Annotated in this window: 20 protein-coding genes; 13 read left to right on the top strand and 7 right to left on the bottom strand. The window is 66.7% G+C overall.

The window, feature by feature from the left end; genetic code table 11:
• Positions 1-4 precede the first annotated feature (4 nt).
• Positions 5-1,510, top strand: a complete 1,506-nt coding sequence (locus QQL87_RS33540) for an MFS transporter (protein ID WP_284419269.1) — start codon at positions 5-7, stop codon at positions 1,508-1,510.
• 18 nt (positions 1,511-1,528) lie between these two features.
• Here the strand turns inward: QQL87_RS33540 and QQL87_RS33535 are convergent, their stop codons facing one another.
• On the bottom strand, positions 1,529-2,368 hold the full coding sequence (locus tag QQL87_RS33535) for an LssY C-terminal domain-containing protein (protein ID WP_284419270.1): 840 nt from the start codon (positions 2,366-2,368) through the stop codon (positions 1,529-1,531).
• 198 nt (positions 2,369-2,566) lie between these two features.
• Positions 2,567-2,854, bottom strand: a complete 288-nt coding sequence (locus tag QQL87_RS33530) for a hypothetical protein (RefSeq protein WP_284419271.1) — start codon at positions 2,852-2,854, stop codon at positions 2,567-2,569.
• Between the two features lie 260 nt (positions 2,855-3,114).
• Here QQL87_RS33530 and QQL87_RS33525 point away from each other — a divergent pair, with 260 nt between their 5' ends.
• The 5 genes from QQL87_RS33525 to QQL87_RS33505 all read left to right on the top strand — a co-directional run bounded on the left by QQL87_RS33525 (position 3,115) and on the right by QQL87_RS33505 (position 8,744).
• Positions 3,115-3,840, top strand: coding sequence for a sulfite exporter TauE/SafE family protein (locus QQL87_RS33525; RefSeq protein ID WP_284419272.1), 726 nt, complete (start codon positions 3,115-3,117; stop codon positions 3,838-3,840).
• 21 nt (positions 3,841-3,861) lie between these two features.
• Positions 3,862-5,361: a DNA repair protein RadA gene (radA, locus tag QQL87_RS33520; RefSeq protein WP_284419273.1), complete on the top strand. Its 1,500-nt coding sequence runs from the start codon at positions 3,862-3,864 to the stop codon at positions 5,359-5,361.
• 184 nt (positions 5,362-5,545) lie between these two features.
• Positions 5,546-6,172 (top strand): CvpA family protein, encoded by a 627-nt coding sequence (locus QQL87_RS33515; RefSeq protein WP_284419274.1) that lies wholly within the window; start codon positions 5,546-5,548, stop codon positions 6,170-6,172.
• A 23-nt stretch (positions 6,173-6,195) separates the two neighbouring features.
• Positions 6,196-7,716, top strand: coding sequence for an amidophosphoribosyltransferase (purF, locus tag QQL87_RS33510; protein WP_284419275.1), 1,521 nt, complete (start codon positions 6,196-6,198; stop codon positions 7,714-7,716).
• Positions 7,717-8,000: 284 nt separating this feature from the next.
• Complete coding sequence (locus QQL87_RS33505; protein WP_284419276.1) at positions 8,001-8,744, top strand: SDR family NAD(P)-dependent oxidoreductase; 744 nt, start codon at positions 8,001-8,003, stop codon at positions 8,742-8,744.
• Positions 8,745-8,747: 3 nt separating this feature from the next.
• On the opposite strand, the gene QQL87_RS33500 is transcribed toward QQL87_RS33505, so the two are convergent.
• The 4 genes from QQL87_RS33500 to QQL87_RS33485 form a co-directional block, all read right to left on the bottom strand.
• The gene (locus QQL87_RS33500; RefSeq protein ID WP_284419277.1) at positions 8,748-9,134 is read right to left on the bottom strand and encodes an ATP-binding protein; all 387 of its coding nucleotides are present in this window, start codon (positions 9,132-9,134) and stop codon (positions 8,748-8,750) included.
• A 189-nt stretch (positions 9,135-9,323) separates the two neighbouring features.
• A complete protein-coding gene (locus tag QQL87_RS33495) occupies positions 9,324-9,629 on the bottom strand; it encodes a hypothetical protein (RefSeq protein ID WP_284419278.1) in 306 nt (101 codons plus the stop codon).
• A 23-nt stretch (positions 9,630-9,652) separates the two neighbouring features.
• Entirely contained in the window at positions 9,653-10,894 is a 1,242-nt protein-coding gene (locus QQL87_RS33490; RefSeq protein WP_284419279.1) for a patatin-like phospholipase family protein, read from the bottom strand.
• A complete protein-coding gene (locus tag QQL87_RS33485; protein WP_284419281.1) occupies positions 10,891-11,808 on the bottom strand; it encodes a DUF3313 family protein in 918 nt (305 codons plus the stop codon). Before QQL87_RS33485 ends, QQL87_RS33490 begins: the two co-directional genes overlap by 4 nt.
• A gap of 166 nt (positions 11,809-11,974) precedes the next feature.
• Between QQL87_RS33485 and QQL87_RS33480 the strand changes: the two genes are divergently transcribed.
• From QQL87_RS33480 to QQL87_RS33470, 3 genes are all read left to right on the top strand, one after another.
• Complete coding sequence (locus QQL87_RS33480) at positions 11,975-12,619, top strand: TetR/AcrR family transcriptional regulator (protein WP_284419282.1); 645 nt, start codon at positions 11,975-11,977, stop codon at positions 12,617-12,619.
• A 68-nt stretch (positions 12,620-12,687) separates the two neighbouring features.
• Entirely contained in the window at positions 12,688-13,821 is a 1,134-nt protein-coding gene (locus QQL87_RS33475) for an NHL repeat-containing protein (RefSeq protein ID WP_284419283.1), read from the top strand.
• Positions 13,822-13,963: 142 nt separating this feature from the next.
• On the top strand, positions 13,964-15,190 hold the full coding sequence (locus tag QQL87_RS33470; RefSeq protein WP_284419285.1) for an ABC transporter substrate-binding protein: 1,227 nt from the start codon (positions 13,964-13,966) through the stop codon (positions 15,188-15,190).
• Positions 15,191-15,273: 83 nt separating this feature from the next.
• On the opposite strand, the gene QQL87_RS33465 is transcribed toward QQL87_RS33470, so the two are convergent.
• Positions 15,274-16,542, bottom strand: coding sequence for a TCR/Tet family MFS transporter (locus QQL87_RS33465; protein ID WP_284419286.1), 1,269 nt, complete (start codon positions 16,540-16,542; stop codon positions 15,274-15,276).
• 460 nt (positions 16,543-17,002) lie between these two features.
• Here QQL87_RS33465 and QQL87_RS33460 point away from each other — a divergent pair, with 460 nt between their 5' ends.
• From QQL87_RS33460 to QQL87_RS33445, 4 genes are all read left to right on the top strand, one after another.
• A complete protein-coding gene (locus QQL87_RS33460) occupies positions 17,003-19,087 on the top strand; it encodes a hydantoinase/oxoprolinase family protein (RefSeq protein WP_284419287.1) in 2,085 nt (694 codons plus the stop codon).
• Position 19,088: 1 nt separating this feature from the next.
• Positions 19,089-20,744, top strand: a complete 1,656-nt coding sequence (locus QQL87_RS33455) for a hydantoinase B/oxoprolinase family protein (protein WP_284419288.1) — start codon at positions 19,089-19,091, stop codon at positions 20,742-20,744.
• A gap of 212 nt (positions 20,745-20,956) precedes the next feature.
• Positions 20,957-21,958 carry a TRAP transporter substrate-binding protein gene (locus tag QQL87_RS33450; protein WP_284419289.1) on the top strand — a complete coding sequence of 334 codons (1,002 nt, stop codon included), beginning with the start codon at positions 20,957-20,959 and terminating at the stop codon, positions 21,956-21,958.
• On the top strand, positions 21,951-22,556 hold the full coding sequence (locus tag QQL87_RS33445; RefSeq protein ID WP_284419290.1) for a TRAP transporter small permease subunit: 606 nt from the start codon (positions 21,951-21,953) through the stop codon (positions 22,554-22,556). Before QQL87_RS33450 ends, QQL87_RS33445 begins: the two co-directional genes overlap by 8 nt.
• The last annotated feature ends 21 nt before the right edge of the window (positions 22,557-22,577 follow it).

Genomic DNA, 22,577 nt, shown 5'->3' with positions numbered 1-22,577 from the left:
GCCGATGTCGAAACGTGACCGGTGGTTGATCCTCCTGACCGTCTCCAGCGCGCTCGCGCTCGTCGTGATCGACATGACGGTGCTGTATACGGCGCTGCCCAGCCTGACCCACGAGCTCGGAGCAACGGCCTCGGAGAAATTGTGGATCGTCATGGCCTACGGGCTCGTCGTCGCCGGCCTGCTTCCCGGCTTCGGCTCGCTTGGCGATCGCGTCGGTCACAAGAGGACATTCGTTGCCGGCCTCATCGTCTTCGGACTGGCCTCGGTGGTCGCCGCCTATGCGCCGACCGCCCCGGTCCTGATCGGCGGGCGCGTCCTGCTCGCTGTCGGCGCCGCGCTGATGATGCCGGCGACGCTGTCGATCATTCGCATCACCTTTTCGGATGATCACGAACGCGCGCTGGCCATCGCGATCTGGGGCGCCGTCGCGTCCAGCGGAGCGGCGGTCGGCCCCCTGGTCGGCGGCGTGCTGCTGGAATATTTCTGGTGGGGCTCGGTCTTTCTCATCAACGTGCCGCTGGTCGTCCTCTCGCTGATCGCCGGCCTCGTGCTGATTCCTGCGCCGGCAGATCGTGCTGACCGCGACTGGGACCTGGTCGGTTCCGCGCAGGTCATGGCCGGATTGATCGGGTTTGCCTATGTCGTCGAGGAGCTCGGCAGCCCCCATTCCTCTTATGCCGTCGTCGCTGCCGCAGCCGTCGCGACGATCATCATGCTGACCATCTTCGTGCGCCGCCAATTGCGCCTCAAGGATCCCTTGATCGACTTCACCCTGTTCCAGAACGGCGAGTTCACGCTCAGCGTCGTGACCGCGATCGTCGCCTCGCTCGCGATCGCCGGCACGGAGCTGGCGATCAGCCAGCGCTTGCAGCTCGTCCTCGGCTATTCGCCGCTGCAGGCCGCGCTGTACATCCTGCCGGCGCCGGTCGGCGCGTTCGTCGGCGGACCGATCGCGAGCCTGATGCTCCGTCACGTCGGGGCCGCCACCACGATGTCCTGCGCGCTGTTGATCGCCAGCATCGGCGCGGCCGGCTACCTCCTCTGCTACGACGGCAACCTGGTGCTGCAATTGATCTGCATCGCGGTCAACGGCCTCGGGCTCGGTGCATCGATTGCAGCCGCCTCAAACGCCGTGATGAATCACGCACCCGAAGGCCGCGAAGGCATGGCCGCATCGATCGAGGAAGTGTCGTTCGAGCTCGGCGGCACAATCGGCATCAGCATTTTCGGAAGCATCCTGTCCGGAGTCTATACGGCATACATGGTGCTGCCCGACGGCCTCGGCATTCCCGCGGCTGCCCGCGACAGCATCGACGAGGCGCTGATCGCCGCTGAGCGCCTTCCGACCGAGCTCGCTGCCCTCGTTACCTCACATGCCCATCGCGCCTTCAATCAGGCGTTTCTGATTGTGGTCCTGGTTGCGATGCTCGTCCTGCTCGGCACCGCTCTCCTGGTCCGGCCCAGAACAGAACGAACAAGATCGAACGAGGCTCGCCAGCCTGTGCATTAGACAGACAACGACGGCGCATCATGTGCCGTCGTCGCTCGTGGCAATCGACACGCTCGCCAACGCAATGTCGCCATCCGTCACGTAGTGATTGACGCGTTCGGGCAGGCTCTCACCAGCCTTGTACAGCTCCACGGTCTCGATCGATCGCGTCCTGATCAGCTCGGCCATGATGTAGTCCCGCTCGGCGTTGGCATCAGGATCGGTGGCGTGCGTGACCTGGAACGTCAGCCGGGTGAACGACAGGCCAGTGTCCTTCGTGCCGGCACCGACCCAGAGAACGGCTTCATCGGCTGCCGGCTGGTCGGTGTTTGACCAGAAATCGCCGGTGTTCCAGCTCTTCTCCGCGCGTGCCAGGCCAACGGCCCAGAACCGGACGTGATGGCGCTGTCGCGGGCTATTGCCGATGGCCTTCTGAAAGCCGATGTCCTGGCCGCGTCCGAACAGATAGAGCGTGCTGAATGGCGCGGTGGGGTATGGCGTGCCGAGGACGAAGGCGCGGATCATGCCCCACGAGCTCGCCAGCCCCAATCGGTCCGCCTCAGACCAACCGACCGCCGCAAAGCTGGCACGAAGCTGTTGAAGCGTTCCGATCAGAGCGACATTGACGGGATCGCCGGGCAGCCCATCGCCCGTGATCGTGTAGCTGGGCACCCGCCGATTCTGGAGAATCCTGAGGCTCAGCCGGATCACGCGCGGAAGAACAACATAGGCAGCGAATGCGTAGCTGACGCCGACGGCGAGAATCCAGGGCAGCCTTCGGTTCGCCGTCTCGAACACCACGAACACGATCAGCCAGACCGTGAAGATGCCCAACCCGGCGACCAGCACGCGTTGCACAAGGCGTATGACCAGTCGCACCTGGAGTGGTCCGGCGAAAACGAGGTGATCAGCAATCGCGTTCTCGGCAGCGTGTCCGATCTTCCCTTCGATGGCAACACCGCACGCGGAGGCATGGGGCGGCCCGGCCGCCGGCGCTACGGCAGGCTTGTCCGCGCCGGGTAGCGCGACGTCTGCCGGCCGTAGCAGGCAGTCCCGAGGAAGCCGGATTGTGCGTGCTTACGCCGACAGCCGCTCGGCGTTGGCCGCGACATAGTCTCGATAGAGATCGACGATCGCCGCCGGGCTTGCGCCGGCCATCAGCTTCGCCGTCGCCTCCAAGGCCGCGGCGATCTTCTCGCGGACCATCAGCTCCGCCTCCTCGCCCGCATCGGCCTCGCCGCGCGCGAACTTCTCCAGCCGCAGCCGGATCACCTCGCTGGCTTCCATGGCCAGCATCGCGGCCGTGAACCAGGGAAACTTCGCATCGGCGGTTGCCGTCGTGGACGGCTGCATCTGCAAGGACATTGGCTTTTTGCTCGTCGTCATCGTCCGAAAACAGCAGCGGACATGCGATGAATACGCTTCAACTTTTAAAGGTGCAGACGCACAATCATCGCTGATTTCGATTCTCGCCGAACCATTCGTTAACCACGGACTGATCTCTCCCCCGTCATTGCGAGGAGCGAAGCGACGAAGCAATCCAGGGCCACGCCCGTCGCCCTGGATTGCTTCGCTTCGCTCGCAATGACGGAGGAGGGAGTCGTCAGCGTCGCGGAGGCGACATCTTGGGCTTTCTGTTCGTCCTCGCGGTCGGCCTCGTCGCCGGCACCCTGTCCGGCATCGTCGGCACCGGCTCGTCGATCATGCTGATGCCGGTGCTGGCCTATGAGTATGGGCCGAAGGAAGCGGTGCCGATCATGGCCGTGGCGGCTGTGATGGCCAATTTCTCACGCATCCTGGCGTGGTGGCGCGAGGTCGACTGGCGCGCCTGCGCTGCCTATTCGGTGACGGGCATTCCGGCGGCGGTGCTCGGCGCACGCACCTTGCTGATCCTGCCGTCAAGCGCTGTGGACATCACCATCGGCCTGTTTCTGATCGCGATGGTGCCGATGCGTCACATCCTGGCGCGCTACGCGCTCAAGGCCAATCTGTGGCACCTCGCGCTCGGCGGTGCGGTGATCGGCTTTCTGACCGGCATCGTGGTCTCGACCGGGCCGCTCAGCGTGCCCTTGTTCCTGTTCTACGGGCTGTCGAAAGGGGCCTTCCTCGCCACCGAGGCCGCCAGCTCGCTCGGGCTCTATCTGGCGAAATCCGTCACGTTCCAGCGCTTCGGCGCGCTGACGCCGGACATCCTGCTCAAGGGCCTGATCGCCGGCGGCTCGCTGATGGCCGGCGCCTTCGTCGCCAAGCGATTCGTGCTGCACATGAAGCCCGACGTGTTCCGGCTGGTCATGGATGGCATCATGATCGCCGCCGGCCTATCTATGCTATGGAACGCCACCCACTCCTGACAGCAACGATTCTCCCCCTCCATGGCCAAGACCACGCTCTCCTTCGTCTGCCAGAACTGTGGCGCGGCCTACGGCCGCTGGCAGGGCAAGTGCGAGGCCTGCGGCGAGTGGAACACGCTCGCCGAAGAGGACACCACGGGCGCGACATCGGCGCCGGTCTCGCTGCGCTCCAAGCGCAAGGGACGGACCTTCCAGCTGGAATCGCTGAGCGGCAAGAGCATCGATGCGCCGCGCCTGTCGTCGGGAATGGCCGAGCTCGACCGCGTCACCGGCGGCGGCTTCGTCCGCGGCTCCGTGCTGCTGGTCGGCGGCGATCCCGGCATCGGCAAGTCCACCCTGCTGACCCAGGCCACCAGCATCATGGCGCGGGCTGGCCATCGCGCCGTCTATATTTCCGGTGAGGAAGCGGTCGCCCAGGTCCGTCTGCGCGCCGAGCGCCTCGGACTGGCCGACGCGCCGGTGCAACTGGCCTCCGAGACCTCGGTCGAGGACATCATCTCGACCCTCTCGGAAGGCGGCGTGCCGCGGCTGATCGTGATCGATTCGATCCAGACGATGTGGACCGACACGGTCGAATCGGCCCCGGGCACGGTGACCCAGGTGCGCGCCTCGGCCCAGAAGCTGATCCGTTTCGCCAAGAAATCCGGCGCGGCCATCATCCTGGTCGGCCACGTCACCAAGGACGGCCAGATCGCCGGCCCCCGCGTCGTCGAGCACATGGTCGACGCCGTCCTGTCGTTCGAGGGCGAAGGCTCGCAGCAATTCCGCATCCTGCGCGCCGTCAAGAACCGCTTCGGCCCGACCGACGAGATCGGCGTGTTCGAAATGACGGGACTAGGTTTACGCGAGGTCACCAACCCCTCGGAGCTGTTCCTGTCCGAGCGCGATCTCGGCAGCCCGGGCACAGCGGTGTTCGCGGGCATCGAAGGCACGCGGCCGGTTCTGGTCGAAATGCAGGCCCTGGTGGCACCGACCTCGCTCGGCACGCCGCGGCGTGCGGTGGTCGGCTGGGACCCGAGCCGGCTGTCGATGGTGCTGGCGGTGCTGGAGGCGCATTGCGGCGTCAAGCTGTCGGGCCACGACGTCTATCTGAACGTCGCCGGCGGCCTGCGCATCAACGAGCCGGCGGCTGACCTGGCTGCCGCGGCGGCGCTGGTGTCGTCGCTGGTCAACGCGCCGCTGCCGCCGGATGCGGTCTATTTCGGTGAAATCTCGCTGTCGGGCGCGGTGCGGCCGGTGGCGCAGACCTCGGCGCGGTTGAAAGAGGCCGCCAAGCTCGGCTTCCTGCGCGTGGTGCTGCCTGAGCGCGCCCGCGGCGAATCCGGTGGCGATGCCGGCCTCAGCCTCAATCCCGTCGGCGGCCTCACATCGCTCGTCGCCGACATCGCTGCCCGCGGGACGCCGCGCGCGCGCCACACCAGCGGCCGCGACGACGAGGATTCGCGCGATCAGGGCCGCCGGGGCCCGAGCCATGCCGAAAAAAATGCCACACCAGCGAGATTCCGCCGCCAGGACGGCTAGCCGGACCGTGACGTTCGCATGACTCGCCGCTATACAACGCCGCAACCGGGCGCCACGCGGGATCGTGCTGTGTCCGGACATGCCGGGGAACCCTGCTCTCCTCCACCGGGAGGAGCGGTCCTCCGTCGACCAGAAGCGAACCTTGAAGCGAACCTTGGACCTGTGAAGCGGACCTGAGCAGCCGATGCCGATAACGATCCTCGATCTCATCCTGCTCGGCGTTATGCTCGTGTCGGGACTGCTCGCAATGGTCCGCGGCTTCATGCGCGAGGTCCTCTCGATCGCCGCCTGGGGCGCAGCCGCCCTGGTCACGCTTTATTCATTCTCCAAGCTGCTGCCGACCGCGAAGACCTACTTCAACAACGATACCGTCGCGAGCGTGGTCGTGGTCGCCGGTACTTTCGTGGGCACCCTGCTCATCGTCTCGGTGATCACGGTCAAAATCTCCGACATGATCCTCGATTCGCGGATCGGCGCGCTCGACCGCACCCTCGGATTCCTGTTCGGGCTCGGCCGTGGCCTCCTGATCGTGGTGGTCGCCTTCCTGTTCTTCAGCTGGCTGGTGCCGGACAAGCAGCGTCCGGACTGGGTCACCACGGCAAAATCCCGGGTCGTCCTGCAGGGAACCGGGGATTGGCTGATGTCGCTCTTGCCTGATGATCCTGAGAACACCATTTTAAAGAAATTCAAGAAGAACAAGCCGGACGACGACCAGACTGACACCGAGTCGCCCGCAGCGGGCGGCGATGGGTACAGCAAGCCTGCCCGCGACAGCTTGAAGAAGCTGATCGAGAAACCCGCGGCCAAGTGAGCGAAGCCCAGAAGAGAGGCGCGATGGACCAGCACCACGATTCTTCCGGCGAAGCCCAATCGGATCTGGACTTCGGACCTCAAGCCTACCTCAGAGACCCAGACCTGGACGGAGACACGCTGCGCGAGGAGTGCGGCGTGTTCGGCATTTATGGGCATAATGATGCCGCCGCGATCGCCGCGCTCGGCCTGCATGCGCTCCAGCATCGCGGCCAGGAAGCCGCCGGCATCGTCTCCTATGATGGCGCGCGCTTCCACAGCGAACGCCGCCTCGGCCTGGTGGGCGACACCTTTTCACGCCGCGAGGTGATCGAGCGCCTGCCCGGCAATGCCGCGATCGGCCATGTGCGCTACGCGACGACCGGCGCCACCATCCTGCGCAACGTGCAGCCGCTGTTCGCCGAGCTCGGCGCCGGCGGCTTTGCGGTCGGCCACAACGGCAACCTCACCAACGGCCTCACCTTGCGTCGCGAGCTGGTGCGCGCTGGCGCAATCATGCAGTCGACCACCGACACCGAGGTCATCCTGCATCTGGTCGCGCATTCCCGCCGCACCAACTTCATCGACCGCTTCATCGAGGCGCTGCGCGCGATCGAAGGCGCCTATTCGCTGGTCTGCATGACCAACAAGAAGCTGATCGGCGCCCGCGATCCCCTGGGCATCCGCCCGCTGGTCTATGGCGAGCTCGAAGGCTGCCCGATCCTGGCGTCCGAGACCTGCGCGCTCGACATGATCGGCGCGCGCTACATCCGCGACATCGAGCCGGGCGAGGTCGTGATCTTCGACGAAACCGGCATGCACAGCCACAAGCCGTTCCCGCCGAAGCCGGCGCGCCCCTGCGTGTTCGAATACATCTACTTCGCCCGCCCCGATTCCGTGGTCGGCGGCCGCTCGGTCTACGAGGTGCGCAAGGCGTTCGGCGCCCAGCTCGCGCGCGAGAGCCATCCCGATGTGGACGTCGTCGTCCCGGTGCCGGATTCCGGCGTGCCGGCGGCGATCGGCTACAGCCAGCATTCCGGCGTGCCGTTCGAGCTCGGCATCATCCGCAACCACTATGTCGGCCGCACCTTCATCCAGCCGACCCAGGCGATCCGCGAATCCGGCGTGCGCATGAAGCACTCGGCCAACCGCGCCGCGATCGAAGGCAAGCGCATCATCCTGATCGACGATTCGCTGGTGCGCGGCACCACCTCGCGCAAGATCGTGCGCATGATGCGCGACGCCGGCGCCACCGAGGTGCATTTCCGCCTGGCGTCACCGCCGATCCTCTACCCAGATTACTACGGCATCGACCTACCGGATCGCGGCGGTCTGCTGGCAGCGACGCATTCGCTCGAAGAAATGCGCGAGCTGATCGGCGCCGATTCGCTGGCGTTCCTGACGATCGACGGCATGTACCGCGCGATGGGCGAGCCGGCTCGCGACCCCGCCGCACCGAAATACGCCGACCACTGCTTCACCGGCAGCTATCCAACCCACCTCACCGACCAGTCGCTGGTCGAGCCGACGCAGCAGCAGCTGTCGCTGCTGGCGGAGGCGAGCTGAGGCTCTCTCCCCACGGCGTCATTCCGGGGCGATGCGAAGCCACCGAACCCGGAATCGTGAGCTTCGTGATTCCCGTCCCACCTCGGGATTCCGGTTCGAGGCCTGCGGCCTCGCCCCGGAATGACGACGTTTGGGGAGCCGTCGTACCGGCAAACGCCGGGACCCATAGCCACCGTATTCTGTTTGACGGGCAGGACTAGCCACGGCCAGCCAAGTCCCTCATAACGGCCGCGGAGTATGGGTCCCGGCGTTCGCCGGGACGACGACGTCAGAGATTTGCGGCCATGACCCTTCCCCTCGCCAATCGTATCGCCCTCGTCACCGGCGCCTCGCGCGGCATCGGCCATGCGACCGCGCGGGCGCTGGCCCGTGCCGGCGCGCATGTCGTCGCCGTGGCCCGCACCCAGGGCGGGCTGGAGGAGCTCGACGACGAGATCCGGAAAGAGACCGGCAGCAGCGCCACGCTGGTGCCGCTCAGCATGACCGACAGCGACGGCATCGCCCGGCTCGGCGCCGCGCTGCACGAGCGCCACGGCAAGCTCGACATCCTCGTCGGCAATGCCGCCGTGCCCGGCCCGTCCTCGCCGCTCGGCCATGTCGACCTCAAGCCCTGGAACGACGTCGTCGCCGTCAACCTGACCGCCAACTTCCAGCTGATCCGCTGCATGGAGCCGCTGCTGAAGGTCTCCGATGCCGGACGCGCGGTGTTCGTCACGTCTGGCGCCGCCCACAAGGCGCAGGCCTATCTCGGCCCCTATGCCGCGACCAAGGCGGCACTCGAGACGCTGGCGCGCGTCTGGGCCCACGAGACCGAGCGCACGCCCCTGCGCGTCAACCTGTTCAGCCCCGGCCCGATCCGCACCCGCATGCGCGCCACGGTGTTTCCCGGCGAGGACCCGATGACCCTGGAGACCCCCGAGCAGGCCGCCGAGTCCATCATGCAAATGTGCCTGCCGTCCTGGACCGAGACCGGCAAGTTCTACGACTACAAGAACCGCACGCTGAAGAGTTTTCAGCCCCCGGCGTAGCGATTACCTCACGGTCATGTTGCCCGCCGAGACCTCCACGAGATTGATCGCGCGCTCCGGACACGCCACCACGCACAGGCCGCAGGCGAGGCAGCGATCGCTCTTCGGTGTGTAGGCCGTCTTCATGCCGTGAAAGCGGACGCGCATCTTGCCGAGGAAGGACAGCGCGCGGAAGTCCGCGTCGCTGATCGGCGCGACGTCGAACACGTCGTAGGGGCACACCTCGACGCAGTCGCCCTTGGCTTCGCATTTGTTGCGGTCGACCACGGGAACGAAAGTGGCGGGCTCGGCCTTGCAGCCGAGCCCGGGCCGCTTCGGATGTTGCGCGGCCTTGCGGACCTTGGCGGCATTGGTGCGTTTCGAGAGTGTCGGCTCAGTCTGGTCGGTCACGCGTTCGACTCCATTTGGAAACGCATCAGGCGTCGGCCGTCAGCACGAGGGTGTTGGCCGCGGTGTCGCGCAGCAGATGCCGGCCACGATCGATGACGACATCGTCCTGCCCGCGCAGTGCCGCTTCGAGGCGGGCGTGTCTCTCGAAGCGGATGGTGACGGCGCGCAGACTGACGGCGCCGGCAGCTTCTACTTCGCCGCCGGACTGGCGGCGGGATTGGTCGCAGCAGGCTTTGCAGCCCCAGCCTTCACCGCAGCCGGGATCTGCCGATCGCCGACCGCAGCCAGCTCCTTGCGCAGCTTCTCCTGCTGCTCCGGCGACAGCACTGGACGCGGGTCGTCGTGGGGCACGTCGTTGACGGGGAGATAGTTGTAGGTGTTGTGGAACTGCGTGGTCGCGTCCGGCGGCGGCGTGGACGACGTCGCGCAGCCGCCGAGCAGCAGCGGCATCAGCAGCGCGGCTGCGGCCAGCGCGGCGCGCGTGGGAGCACTCATTGCAGAGCCATAACCGAGCCGGATCATCGTGCGGCCGCCGCCAGAGTACGCGAAGGAAGCTGGGCCGTGAGACCTTGCTCGTTGGATTGCAGGCCCGGCAGGCTCTTCACCCAGGGATAGCCGCGCCGGCCCATCTCGTAGCCGCGATCGAACAGAGCGGTCATGTAGCTGCGGTCGAACGGCCCGTCGGCCTTGACCTGGAAATCCGCAGGCACGCTGGCGAGGTTGAAGTCGATGCCGTTGAACTTTGCCACCGAATAGATCCGATAGATGTCGCCGATGCCCTGGTTCTTGATCAGCGTCGACAGCGAGCGCTGCGTCACCGAGAGCACGTCGGCGCCGACGCTGTCCCATTGCGGGTCGATGCGGGCGTTGCGGATGACGTAGAGATGCGCGCCGCTCACGCTTCGCCGCGGACCGCGGCCGGAGACGAGGCGCAGCACCGACGGGCCGATGAACACCTGCCGCGTCACACCGCCATCGACATGCAGCTCGTCATAGTCCTTGTCGCCGATCCGCACCTTGATGCGGACAGGCGCGAAGGCGCCGGGCACGGTGGCGGAAGCGAGCAGCACCTGGCGAAACAGGTCGATGGCCTCCGGCGTGTCGACGGCTGCGATACGCCCCATGTCCCACAGCACCGGCCGCTGCGCGTCGAGATTGGTGGTGCCGACCAGCAGCACCCTGCCCTTCGCACTCTCGCGGGCGACGTCGCGCAGGAATTCGCGGTCGACATACTTCTCGATCAGGCGCGACAACGGCGTGTTGTCGGCCAGCGCCGAGCCCTGCAGCAGGCCGGGAACGTTGACGGTGAAAATGTCCTTGCGCTCATAGGCGGTGAAGATCTCGCGCAGCCGGTCGTCATGCGCGCGGCCAAGGAAGACGAAGGGCGCGATCAGCGCGCCCGAGCTGACGCCCGTCACCATGTCGAAGGTCGGCCGGTTGCCGGCCTCGCCCCAGCCGGCCAGCAGCCCGGCGCCGAACGCGCCGTTCTCGGCGCCGCCGGAGATCGCCAGGAAATTCAGCGGGCGCGAGGCCGGGATCTCGGCCAATGCCCGCGGCATCGACGCCTCGGCCATTCGCGGCGACGGCTCATCGCCCCAATAGCGGACGTCGCGGAAGCCGACCGGCTCGGCGCTAACGGCGGCCAGCTCGGGCGCCGAATTGCGCGGCATGATCGCCGCGCATGCGGCCAGTTGCAGCGACGTGACGAGCACGGCAGCAAGGCGCACGACGACGGCACGGAAGGTGGCAGCGGGCTTCATCGCGTGGGTTGCTGCTCCATGCTCGCGACCTCTGGCGACGGCGGTGGTGGCGTCGGCCTGGCCTCGTCGGCGCCCTTGTCGGTCCAGCCGGGCGGCAGGCCAAGGCCGGCGCCGACGAAACCCTTGAGGCCCGGGAAGCGACCAAACTGCTCACATGCGGCATATTTAGGGGCACCGCCGAACCTCGCCGGCACGCTCGATACGGATGGCAACGAACCCAGCGACGCGACGCCGCCGAACGGCGACTCGCCGGTCGACACCAGCTTGGCGAAATCAGCGCCGAACTCGGCGGCGAGGTCATAGGCATCGCCGTCATTGGCCATGCGCGCCGTCGACACCGAATTGGCGCCGCGCGCCCAGACCATCGCAGCCTTCTGGAAGCCGGCGAAATCACGCGCCTCGGCTTCGACGGACAGGGTGCCGAGCCCGACCGGCAGCCGTGGCACCGGCACCGGAACGCCCGGCAGCGCGACGCTCTTGGCAATCGAGGCCGCCTGCGAGGCCGCGGAAGCCGTCGCATTGGTCGCCGTCGCATGGGTGACGGTCGCCTTGACCGTCAGATCGGCCTCCTCGCGGGGCCCGACGATCTGGAATCGCTCACTGAGCCGCAGGCACATTTCGCGGCTGATGGCGTTGGCCACCAGCCTGCGCTCGCCCTCGTCCAAGGCGACATCCGGGCGCGGCGGGAAGGCGGTCGGTTCGATCCGGACCGTCTTGGCCTCGAGCAGCTCCTTCTTGTTGGCCTTGATCTGCGAGCGCGTCACCAGCCCGTTGGCGTCGGCGAGACGGTCGTAGTTCTTGAGCGAGCCGGCCCGTTCGAGCGGGGCATTGGCACAGCCGGCAGTGGCCAGAGCCAGGGACGCCAGCGCCGTCCACGTCAGCGGGGCGAGACCCGACATACCGGAGAGACCCATTGATAGATAACTCACTCTAATTAAGTCTCACAAGCCATAGCGCTTGTCCAACCAAATTAGATCAAATTCTCTACAATAGAGCGCCGGGAAATATTATTTTATATTACAACGAGTTGGCGGAGACGGATAAAGTGAGGCGGGAGTTGGGCAAGCGGGATCAGGGGCGATGAGGAAGGTCGATCCGGTCAAGCACGAGCAGAAGCGCCGGGAGATTCTCGAGGCCGCGCTGTCGTGCTTCGTCAGGAACGGATTTCACGGTGCCAGCACCACGGACATCTGCGCCGCGGCCAGGATCAGCCCGGGCCACCTCTATCACTACTTCGGCAGCAAGGAAGCGATCATCGAGGCGCTCGTCGAACACAGCCTCGCCAATGCGGCAGCGCGCTTCGAAGCGATCCTGGCCTCCCCCGATGTCATCGAGGCGTTCCTGACGGAGCTCGAGACGACGAGCATCCGACGCCGCGAAGCCCAGGTCCTGAGCGCCGAAGCCCTGGCGGAAGCCTGCCGCAATCCGAATTTCGCCCGCATCGTCCAGGACCAGGGCCGAGGGATCAGGCGGCTGCTGGTCGACTTCCTGGTCAAGGCGCAACAGCGCGGCGACGTCGATCCCGGCCTCGATCCCGAAGCCACTGCGAACGTCCTGGTTGCGATCGTCGATGGCGCGCGCGCGCTGCCGATCCGCAATCCCGCGGCCGACATCAAGCAGAGCACGAACCATCTTCGCATCATGATCACGCGCTTCCTCCGTCCGCCTGCCATGCGGGGGCGAGAGATCGCCGAGGCGCAGCGCGCGGACGGCGGCGGCAATTGACACTGCTCCCGGCCCGCGATTGACTGCCGCAACAAGCGGTCGACCGCAGCATGACAAGGGAGGATGGCATGACGCGCACATCGCGCGGGCCGGCGATCGGATTCGCCCGGGCTCTGACGCTGATCATCGCCGCCGCGAGCCTGCTGCTCCCGCGCATGGCGGCTGCGGCCGACATTCCGGCCTTCGCCGTCGAGCCATCCTGGCCGAAGCAGCTCCCCAACAACTGGATTCTCGGCCAGGTCGGCGGCATCACCGTCGACGCGCAGGGCCACATCTGGGTGATTCACCGGCCGCGCTCGCTGACCGATGACGAGAAGGGAGCAGCCCTCACGCCGCCGCGTTCGAAATGCTGCATTTCGGCGCCGCCCGTGCTCGAATTCGACGCCGACGGCAATCTGCTGCGCGCCTGGGGCGGCCCGGGCCCGGGCTATGAATGGGTCGGGCGTGAGCATGGCATCGAGGTCGATGAGCGCGGCTTCGTCTGGATCGGCGGCAATGCCGACAACGACAATGCGATCCTGAAATTCACCCTCGACGGCAAGTTCGTCGCACAGATCGGGACGATCGCGCCGAGCAAGGGCTCGAACGACACGACACAGCTCGGCAAGCCCGCCGAGACCGCAATCGACAAGGATGCGAACGAGATCTACGTCGCCGACGGCTACGGCAACCGGCGCGTCATCGTGTTCGATGCCACCACCCTCGCCTACAAGCGCCACTGGGGCGCTTACGGCCATGTCCCCGACGATGCCAAGCAGCCGCCCTATGATCCGAAGGCGCCGGTCGCCCAGCAGTTCGGCAATCCCGTGCACTGCGTGAAGATCGCCGACGACGGCCTCGTCTATGTCTGCGACCGCATCAACGACCGCATCCAGGTGTTCAGGAAGGACGGGACGTTCGTGACCGAGTGGTTCTTTGAAAAGAGCACCCTCGGCAACGGCGCGGTGTGGGACATCGCGATCTGGCCCGATCCGAAGCAGAGCTACCTGTTGTCCGCCGACGGCGAGAACAACGAGATCCGCATCATCCGCCGCGACGACGGCAGCGTGGTCGGGAGCTTCGGCCACAATGGCCGCAATGCCGGCCAATTCCACTGGGTGCACGCGATGGCGGTCGACAAGCAGGGCAACGTTTATACCGCCGAGGTCGATACGGGTAAGCGCATCCAGAAATTCAGGCTGACCTCGGACGCGCTGCGTTAACGCTCAGGCGAGGCGCACAAAGCTTGGGCGCGCCTCCCCCCTTTTGGCGCATTGCCGCAACTCACGAGACCGGCTATCCAAAGGGACCGACGGCAAGGGGCGCCAAAGAAGCCCGCCGTGACACGACACCAGGGAGGATTTGATGACGACGTCTCACGCGCGGCGGATGGCCGCGCTGCTTGCTGCCACCGCACTCAGCTTTGCCGGTTCCGCCTTCGCCGACGACAAGGTCGTCAAGATCGGCGTGCTCAACGACATGTCGAGCCTCTATGCCGACATCGGCGGACCCAACTCGGTCGCCGCGATCAACATGGCCGTCGAGGACAGCGGCCTGAAGGCCAAGGGCTGGACCATCGAGGTCATCAGCGGCGACCACCAGAACAAGCCCGATATCGGCGTCAACATCGGCCGGCAGTGGATCGACACCCAGAAGGTCGATGTCATCATGGACACGCCGAACTCTGGCGTGGCGCTGGCCGTCTCGAACCTGGTCAAGGACAAGAACGTGGTCCTGATCAATTCCGGCGGCGCGACTGCCGACCTGACCGGCAAGGCCTGCAACGCCAACACCATCTCCTTCACCTACGACACCTACATGCTGGCCAACGGCACCGGCAAGGCGCTGACCAAGTCCGGTGGTGACAGCTGGTTCTTCCTGACCGCGGACTACGCATTCGGCCAGGCGCTGGAGCGCGACACCTCGGCCGTCGTCACCGCCAATGGCGGCAAGGTGGCCGGCTCGGTCAAGCATCCGCTCAACACCGCCGATTTCTCGTCGTTCCTGTTGCAGGCGCAGGCGTCCAAGGCCAAGGTCGTGGGCCTCGCCAATGCCGGCGGCGACACCACCAATGCTATCAAGCAGGCGTCCGAGTTCGGCATCGTCGCGGCCGGACAGAAGCTCGCCGCGCTGCTGCTGTTCGTCAATGACGTGCATGCGCTGGGGCTGAAGGTCGCGCAGGGCCTGACCTTCACGGAATCATTCTACTGGGACCTCAACGAGCAGACCCGCGCCTGGTCCAACCGCTTCATCAAGCTGTCGCCGAAGGGCACGATGCCGTCGATGACGGTGGCCGGCAACTACGCCGGCACGCTGCACTACCTGAAGGCGCTCGAGGCGCTCGGCGGCAATCCGCATGACGGCGCCAAGGTCGTGGCCAAGATGAAGGAGATCCCGACCGACGATCCGCTGTTCGGCAAGGGCCCGCTGCGCGCCGACGGTCGCCGCCTGATCCCGGCCTATCTGTTCGAGGTCAAGAAGCCGGAAGAATCCAAATATCCCTGGGACTACTACAAGCTGGTCGCGACCATTCCGGCGGAAGACGCGGCCAAGCCGCTCGAAGCCAGCGAATGTCCGCTGGTGAAGAAGTAGTCGCCTGAACTCTCACGGCGAGGCGGCGCACCGCGCCGTCTCGCGACGATGCCGGCGTCCCCGTGTCCGCGCGGTGTGCTCACTCAGGATGAGGGTTTCGCATAGCTCGTGCGCAGCGTCCGCACCGCGACCACGAGCGCCACGATCAGCAAGCTCGAGGCCAGCAGGAATGGCGCGCCGGGCAGATGCAGCGGCGCGGCGGCGCCGATGAAATAGGCGAAGGTCAGCGTGAACAGGAAGGGGCCTGCGAGCTGGGCCATGCTCTGCACGCTCGACGTCGCCCCCTGCAGCTGCCCTTGTCTCTCCGGCGCCACCAGCCGGGTCATCAGCGCCTGGATCGCCGCACCCGAGACTCCCCACAGCGCCATCGCGGGAATGCCGAGCCAGCTCAACGGGCCGGTCGGCGCGAGGCCGAAGATCAGAAATCCCACCGTCCCCGAGGCCAGGCCGAGCATGAGCGCGCCGCGCTCGCCGAGCGAACGCACGATCAGCCCGACCGCCCCGCCCTGCACGATCATGGCGCAGACGCCGACGATCGCCAGCGTCAGGCCGACGGTGCGCGTATCCCAGCCATAGCGGTAGGTCGCATAGAGCACGAAGGTCGACGGCAGCACGACATGGGCGAGCTGGGTGATGAAGTTGACGACCGACAGTCCGGCGAGCGTGTGATCCGAGCGCAGCAATTGCAGCGCCCCGAGCGGGTTCGCGGTGCGCCACCGGAATGGACTGCGCCGCTCCGGCGGCAGCGATTCCGGGAGCACCAGCAATCCATAGAGCGCATTGGCGAAGCTGAGCCCGGCGGCCGCCCAGAACGGCAGCCGCGGATCGATGTCGCCGAGCAGGCCGCCGGTGGCGGGCCCGAGCACGAAGCCGGCGCCGAACGCCGCGCCGATGCGGCCGAACACCGCCGCACGCCGGTCCGGCGGCGTGAGGTCCGAGATGTAGGCGAATGCCGTGGAGACGCTGGCCGAGGTGACGCCGGAGATCAGGCGGCCGACGAACAGCCACGCGAGCGACGGCGCCAGCGCCATCAGCACGTAGTCTGCGGCGAGGCCGAAATTCGACATCAGGATGACGGGCCGCCGGCCGAACCGGTCCGACAGGCTGCCCAGCACCGGCGAGAACACGAACTGCATCAGCGCCCAGGCGGTTCCGAACAGGCCGAAGATGCGCGCTGCATGCGCGGTGTCATTGCCGACGAAGCTCTCGATCAGCTTCGGCAGGATCGGCATGATCAGCCCGAGCGCGAGCATGTCGAGCAGGATGGTGACGAAGATGAACGCGACCGCGCCGCGGCGCGGGGCCTGCGGCGACGGCATGCCGTCGGATGTCGTGACGTCGGGTTCGACCATGACCTGCCATTGGAGGACCGCCGGCTGCGACCGCAGCACGGGGGGCCGACTTATACACGCACGGCCGAGGTCAGCAATCCGCGGCGCCGAGGTCTGCCGGCGCGGCAGATCGCAGCGCGCGCCATCGCGTCGTGTGCACGATCCCGATGCGGCGCCCTGAACGCGTCGCACCTTCATTGTGTCGGCAACTCCCGCCGGGCGTGGCCTGCCACGCGCCCTGCCCCGCGGCGCGAGTCGCATGAGCCAGAATTCTCGTTCTGCCGTGGAGCGTCTCACCGTGTCGATCACGCACCAGCACGACCGAGTCACACGACAATCAGCAGGGTTGAGCGCTCGGCGCGCCGCGACTTGAAGTCCGCACCGCAGCAGACGCAGAGCAGCAAGCCTGCATCCACGCTGGCGTAACGGCATGAGAATTGCTCAACTCACACATCAATTCGTCGCTTGCGGAGACCTGCGAATGCTTGAAGGAGCCGAAGTCCGGCTGGCCGTCGATATCGGCGGCACATTCACCGATATCGTTCTCGACATCGGCTGCAAGCGTCGAACGCGCAAGCTGCTGACCACACCAACGCAGCCGGAGCAGGCCGTGCTGGACGGCACCCGCCTCATCCTCGCCGATGCACGTGCGCGAATCTCCGATATCGACGTCTTCATCCACGGCACCACGCTCGCGACCAACGCCATCATCGAGCGCCGCGGCGCCAACACGGCGCTGATCGCCACGTCAGGCTTCCGCGATGTTCTGGATATTGGAACTGAGAGCCGCTACGACCAGTATGATCTCTCGATCGACAAGCCGAAGCCGCTGGTGCCGCGTGCCCTGCGCTTCACCGTGCCCGAGCGCGTCGATGCTCATGGCGAGGTCAGGCTGCCGCTCGACGAAGCGGCGGTGCGGGCATTGGTGCCGCAGCTGCGCGCGCTCGATGTCGCGAGCATCGCCATCGCGTTCCTGCACGCCTACGCCAATCCGGCCCATGAGCGTCGCGCGGCAGAGATCCTGAGCGAGGAGCTGCCGGGCATCTCGATCACGATCTCCTCGGCGGTCTGTCCCGAAATCCGGGAATATGAGCGGACCTCGACGGCGGTCGCCAACGCCTATGTGCAGCCGCTGATGGACAGCTACCTCGCGCGCATGGAGCAGGCGCTGAGGATCGAGCAGTTCCGCGGCGCGATCTACCTCGTCACATCCGGCGGCGGCGTCACCTCGATCGCGACCGCGCGGCGCTTCCCGGTGCGGCTCGTCGAGTCCGGCCCTGCGGGCGGTGCAATCTTCGCCGGCCAGATCGCGGCACGGCTCGGCGAGCGCAAGGTGCTGTCGTTCGACATGGGCGGCACCACCGCCAAGATCTGCCTGATCGAGAATTTCGAGCCCGAGAGCTCGCGCGTGTTCGAGGTCGATCGCGCCGCGCGCTTCCTGAAGGGCTCCGGCCTGCCGGTGCGCATTCCCGTGATCGAGATGGTCGAGATCGGCGCCGGCGGCGGCTCGATCGCGCGCATCGACGCGATGAAGCGCGTCACCGTCGGACCCGAAAGCGCCTCCTCCGAACCGGGCCCGGCCTGCTACGGCCGCGGCGGTCTGCGTCCGGCCGTCACCGATTCCGACGTCGCGCTCGGCATGATCGATCCCGACGCGTTCGCCGGCGGCACCATCAAGCTCGATCCCGAGCTGTCGAAACAGGCCCTGCTCCGCGACGTCGGCGCGCCGCTCGGCCTCGACGCCGAGACCGCAGCCTATGCCGTGCATGAGGTGGTCTGCGAGAACATGGCAAGCGCGGCGCGCGTCCACGCCGTCGAGCGCGGCGCAGTCATCGGCCAGCACACGCTGATCGCGTTCGGCGGCGCCGCGCCGCTGCATGCCGCCCGCGTCGCCGAGAAGATCGGTGTTTCCCGAGTGATCGTGCCATCCAATGCCGGCGTCGGCTCGGCCGTCGGCTTCCTTGCAGCCCCCATTGCCTATGAGCTGGTGCGCAGCCGCCATGCCCGGCTCGATGATTTCGACACGGCGCTCGTCTCCGGCCTGCTGCAGGAGATGGCCGATGAGGCGCGCGCGCTGGTCGAGCCGGGTGCCGCGGGCGCTCCGGTGCGCGAGCGCCGCGCCGCCTTCATGCGCTATGTCGGCCAGGGTCATGAGATCAGCGTCGCGCCGCCGAACCGTCCGCTCACCGCGGACGATCTGCCCGCGCTGCGCGCGTCGTTCGAAGCCGGATATGCCGCGCTGTTCGAGCGCGCCATTCCCGGTGCCGCCATCGAGGTGCTGAGCTGGTCGGTGCTGGCGACCACGGACGCGCGCCAGCCGGCCACCGTTGCCGCTGTGACGCGCAAGCCCGCGGGACAAGCCGCCGGCCACCGCAAATTCTTCGACGGCCGCGCCGGGCACTTCGTCGAGATCCCGCTCTATCGCCGCGAGCAGATGGCGCCGGGCGCGGTCATCGCCGGCCCCGCTGTCATCGCCGAGGACGAGACCTCGACCTTCGTCTCCAACAGTTTCGATGCGCATATCGACGGTGCCGGCAGCATCGTCATGGAACGGAAGGCGGCCTGAGATGAGCCAGTCCCAAACCAGCCTGATCGACCTGCAGATCATGTGGCACCGGCTGATCGCCGTGGTCGAGGAGCAGGCGCAGGTGCTGCTGCGCACCGCCTTCAGTCCGATCGTGCGCGAATGCGGCGACCTCTCCGCCGGCGTCTTCGATCTCAAGGGCCGCATGCTGGCGCAGGCGGTCACCGGCACGCCGGGCCACGTCAACTCGATGGCGGAATCGGTGAAGCACTTCATCGCGCATTTCCCGATTCATACGATGAAGCCGGGCGACGCCTACATCACCAACGATCCCTGGATGGGCACCGGCCATCTCAACGATTTCGTCGTCACCACGCCCTGCTTCAAGGACGGCCAGCCGGTCGCGCTGTTCTCCTGCACCAGCCATCTGATGGACATCGGCGGCATCGGCTTCGGCCCCGATGGCACCGACGTGTTCATGGAGGGGCTGTACATCCCGATGCTGAAGCTGATCGACCAGGGCCTCGTCAACGAGACGCTGATGGCGATGATCCGCGCCAACACGCGGCTGCCGGTCGACACCGAAGGCGACACCTATTCGCTCGCCGCCTGCAACGATGTCGGCTGCCAGCGCCTGGTCGAGATGATGACCGAGTTCGGCATCGCCTCGCTCGACGAGCTCGGCGACTACGTCTGCGACCGCTCGCGCGAAGCTGTGCTGGCCGAGATCGCGAAACTGCCGAAGGGCACCTGGCGCAACGAGATGGTGGTCGACGGCTATGATGCGCCGGTGACCTTGAAGGCGGCGCTGACGATCTCGGAGAGCGGCATCCATGTCGATTTCGACGGCACCTCGCCCGCGTCGAAGTTCGGCATCAACGTGCCGCTGTCCTACACCACGGCCTACACCGTGTTCGGGCTCGGCTGCGTCGTCGCCTCCGAGATCCCCAACAATGCCGGCTCGCTGTCGCCGCTAACCGTCTCGGCGCCGTCGGGCGCGATCCTCAATGCACCAAAACCCGCGCCGGTCGCCTCGCGCCACGTCATCGGCCAGATGCTGCCCGACGTCGTGTTCGGCTGCCTCAGGCAGATCATCCCGGAGCGCGTGCCGGCTGAGGGCACCTCGTGCCTGTGGAATCTCAACGTCCGCGGCCAGACCCGCTCCGGTGCCGGTGGCAATTATGGGTTCTCGATGGCGGTGACGTCGAACGGCGGCACCGGCGCCCGCTTCGACAAGGACGGGCTGTCGGCGACCGCCTATCCCTCCGGCGTGCGCGGCACCCCTGTCGAGATCGCCGAGACGCAGACCCCGCTGATCTTCTGGCGCAAGGAGCTGCGCCCGGATTCCGGCGGCCCGGGACGCACCCGCGGCGGCCTCGGCCAGATCATCGAGGTCGGCAGCGGCGTCGACGCCCCGTTCGACATCCTCGCCGCCTTCGACCGCATCGATCACCCGCCGCGCGGCCGCGACGGCGGCCACAATGGCCAGGCCGGCTATGTCGGGCTCAAGTCAGGAAAGAAGCTGCGTGGCAAGGGTTTCCAGACCGTCCCGCCGGACGACCGTCTGGTGGTGCTGACGCCGGGCGGCGCGGGCATCGGCGATCCCCGGGAGCGTGCGGCAGAGCTGGTGCAAGGCGATGTCGAGGCGGGGCTGGTGTCGGCGGACAACGCGGCCGCGGTCTACGGGCAGGTGCGGTGAAATTTCATGCCCGTCGAAACACTTGTGGCCTCATGGTTCGAGACGCGTCGCAAGAGCGACGCTCCTCACCATGAGGAGCAGCATCTGGCCGCGAACCGTGTCCTCATCCTGAGGAGCCCGCCGCAGGCGGGCGTCTCGAAGGATGGCCGCGACCACACCGCTCGACACGCCTCTTCCATTTTCCATAGCTCAGCAACGAACCGGAGACACCCATGATCACGCGACGGACGTTCACGGCAGGTGCAGCGACCCTGCTGGCAGCCGGCCACGTCTCAACGAGGGCCCGCGCCGCCACGACGAACTGGGACATGTCCACCGTCTGGCCCGACGGCAACTTCCACACCCAGAACGCGATGGCGTTCGCGGAGGAAGTGAAGAAGCAGACCGGCGGCGCGGTCAACATCACCGTCAAGGCCGGCGGTCAGCTCGGCTTCAAGGGGCCCGAGCATCTGCGCGCCATTCGCGACGGGCTGGTGCCGCTGGCCGACGTGCTCAACATCCAGCAGGTCGGCGACGAGCCGTTCATGGGCGTCGAGAGCATCCCGTTCCTCGCCGGATCGATGGACGAACTCAAGGTGCTGCACAAATATGTGCGGCCCGAATACGACAAGATCGCCGCGCGCAACAACCAGAAGATCCTCTACATCGTGCCGTGGCCGACGCAGTATCTGCATCTGAAGGTCAAGACATCAGACGTCGCAGGGCTGAAGAACATCAAGATCCGCGTGCCCGACAAGAACGCCGTCGACATGCTCAACGCCGTCGGCATGGCCGCTGTCATGATCCCCTGGGGCGAGACCATTCCGGCGCTGGCCTCCGGCGCGGTCGCGGGCGTCTCGACCTCGTCGGTGTCGGGCGTCGACGGCAAGTTCTGGGAGTTCCTCAAATACGTCTACCCGACCAACCATGTGTGGTCGTCGCAGATGCTGAACGTGAACCTGGATTCCTGGAAGGCGCTGACGCCCGAGCAGCAGAAGATCGTCAGCGACATCGCCGCGAAGATGGAGCCGACCTTCTGGGCCAACTCGGTCAAGGCCGACGTCGACAGCCTCAACCGCCTGAAGGAAGGCGGCATGGAGGTGGTGCCGGTCTCGGACGCGATGATGACCGAGATCCGCGCCAAGACGGCGCCGCAGATGGAAGCGTTCCTCAAGCGCGTGCCGGCAGCAGAAGCGCCGGTGAAGGCCTATCTCGCCGAGATGAAGCGTGGCTGAGGCCGTCGTGGAGCCATCGCCGGGCCAAACGGCGAGCCTCAACGCAGCAGCGCCCGCGCCGCTGCGCATCCTGCTCGACGTCATCGACCGGCTCGGCCGGCTCGATGGCTGGATCGGCGGCGGCTGTTTGCTGACGCTGACGACGCTGATGCTGGCGGAGGTGACGACGCGGGCATTGTCGAACGTGCTGCCGTTCTTCCCGCCGACGATCTCGATCGCCTGGGAATACTCGTCCTACCTGATGGCAGCCTCGTTCACCTTCGGCGCCGCCATGACGCTCCGGGTCGGCGGCCACATCCGCGTGGTGCTGCTCTTGAAGAACGTGCCGGCGCCACTGCAGCGCGCGATGGAGGTGCTGGCCGCGGCCGCGGGCTTCGCCTTCATGGCGTTCCTGACCTTGGCGATGACGAAGTTCGCCTGGAGCTCATTCGTCCGTGGCCAGGTTTCGACCTCGAGCGACACGCCGCTGTGGTTTCCACAGGCGGTCGTCACTTTCGGCATGCTGCTGCTCACCTTGCAATTCCTCGCCCGCGCGATCCAGGCCGCGCTGGGATTGCCGGTCGAGGATCACAGGATGAAGGCTTCGCCGGTCGAATGAGGAAGCGGGGACGACCCGAAA

Origin of the sequence: Bradyrhizobium sp. SSBR45G (genome assembly GCF_030159255.1) — a bacterium.
Classification (GTDB): Bacteria; Pseudomonadota; Alphaproteobacteria; order Rhizobiales; family Xanthobacteraceae; genus Bradyrhizobium.
This window is presented reverse-complemented; position numbering and strand designations above follow the sequence as displayed.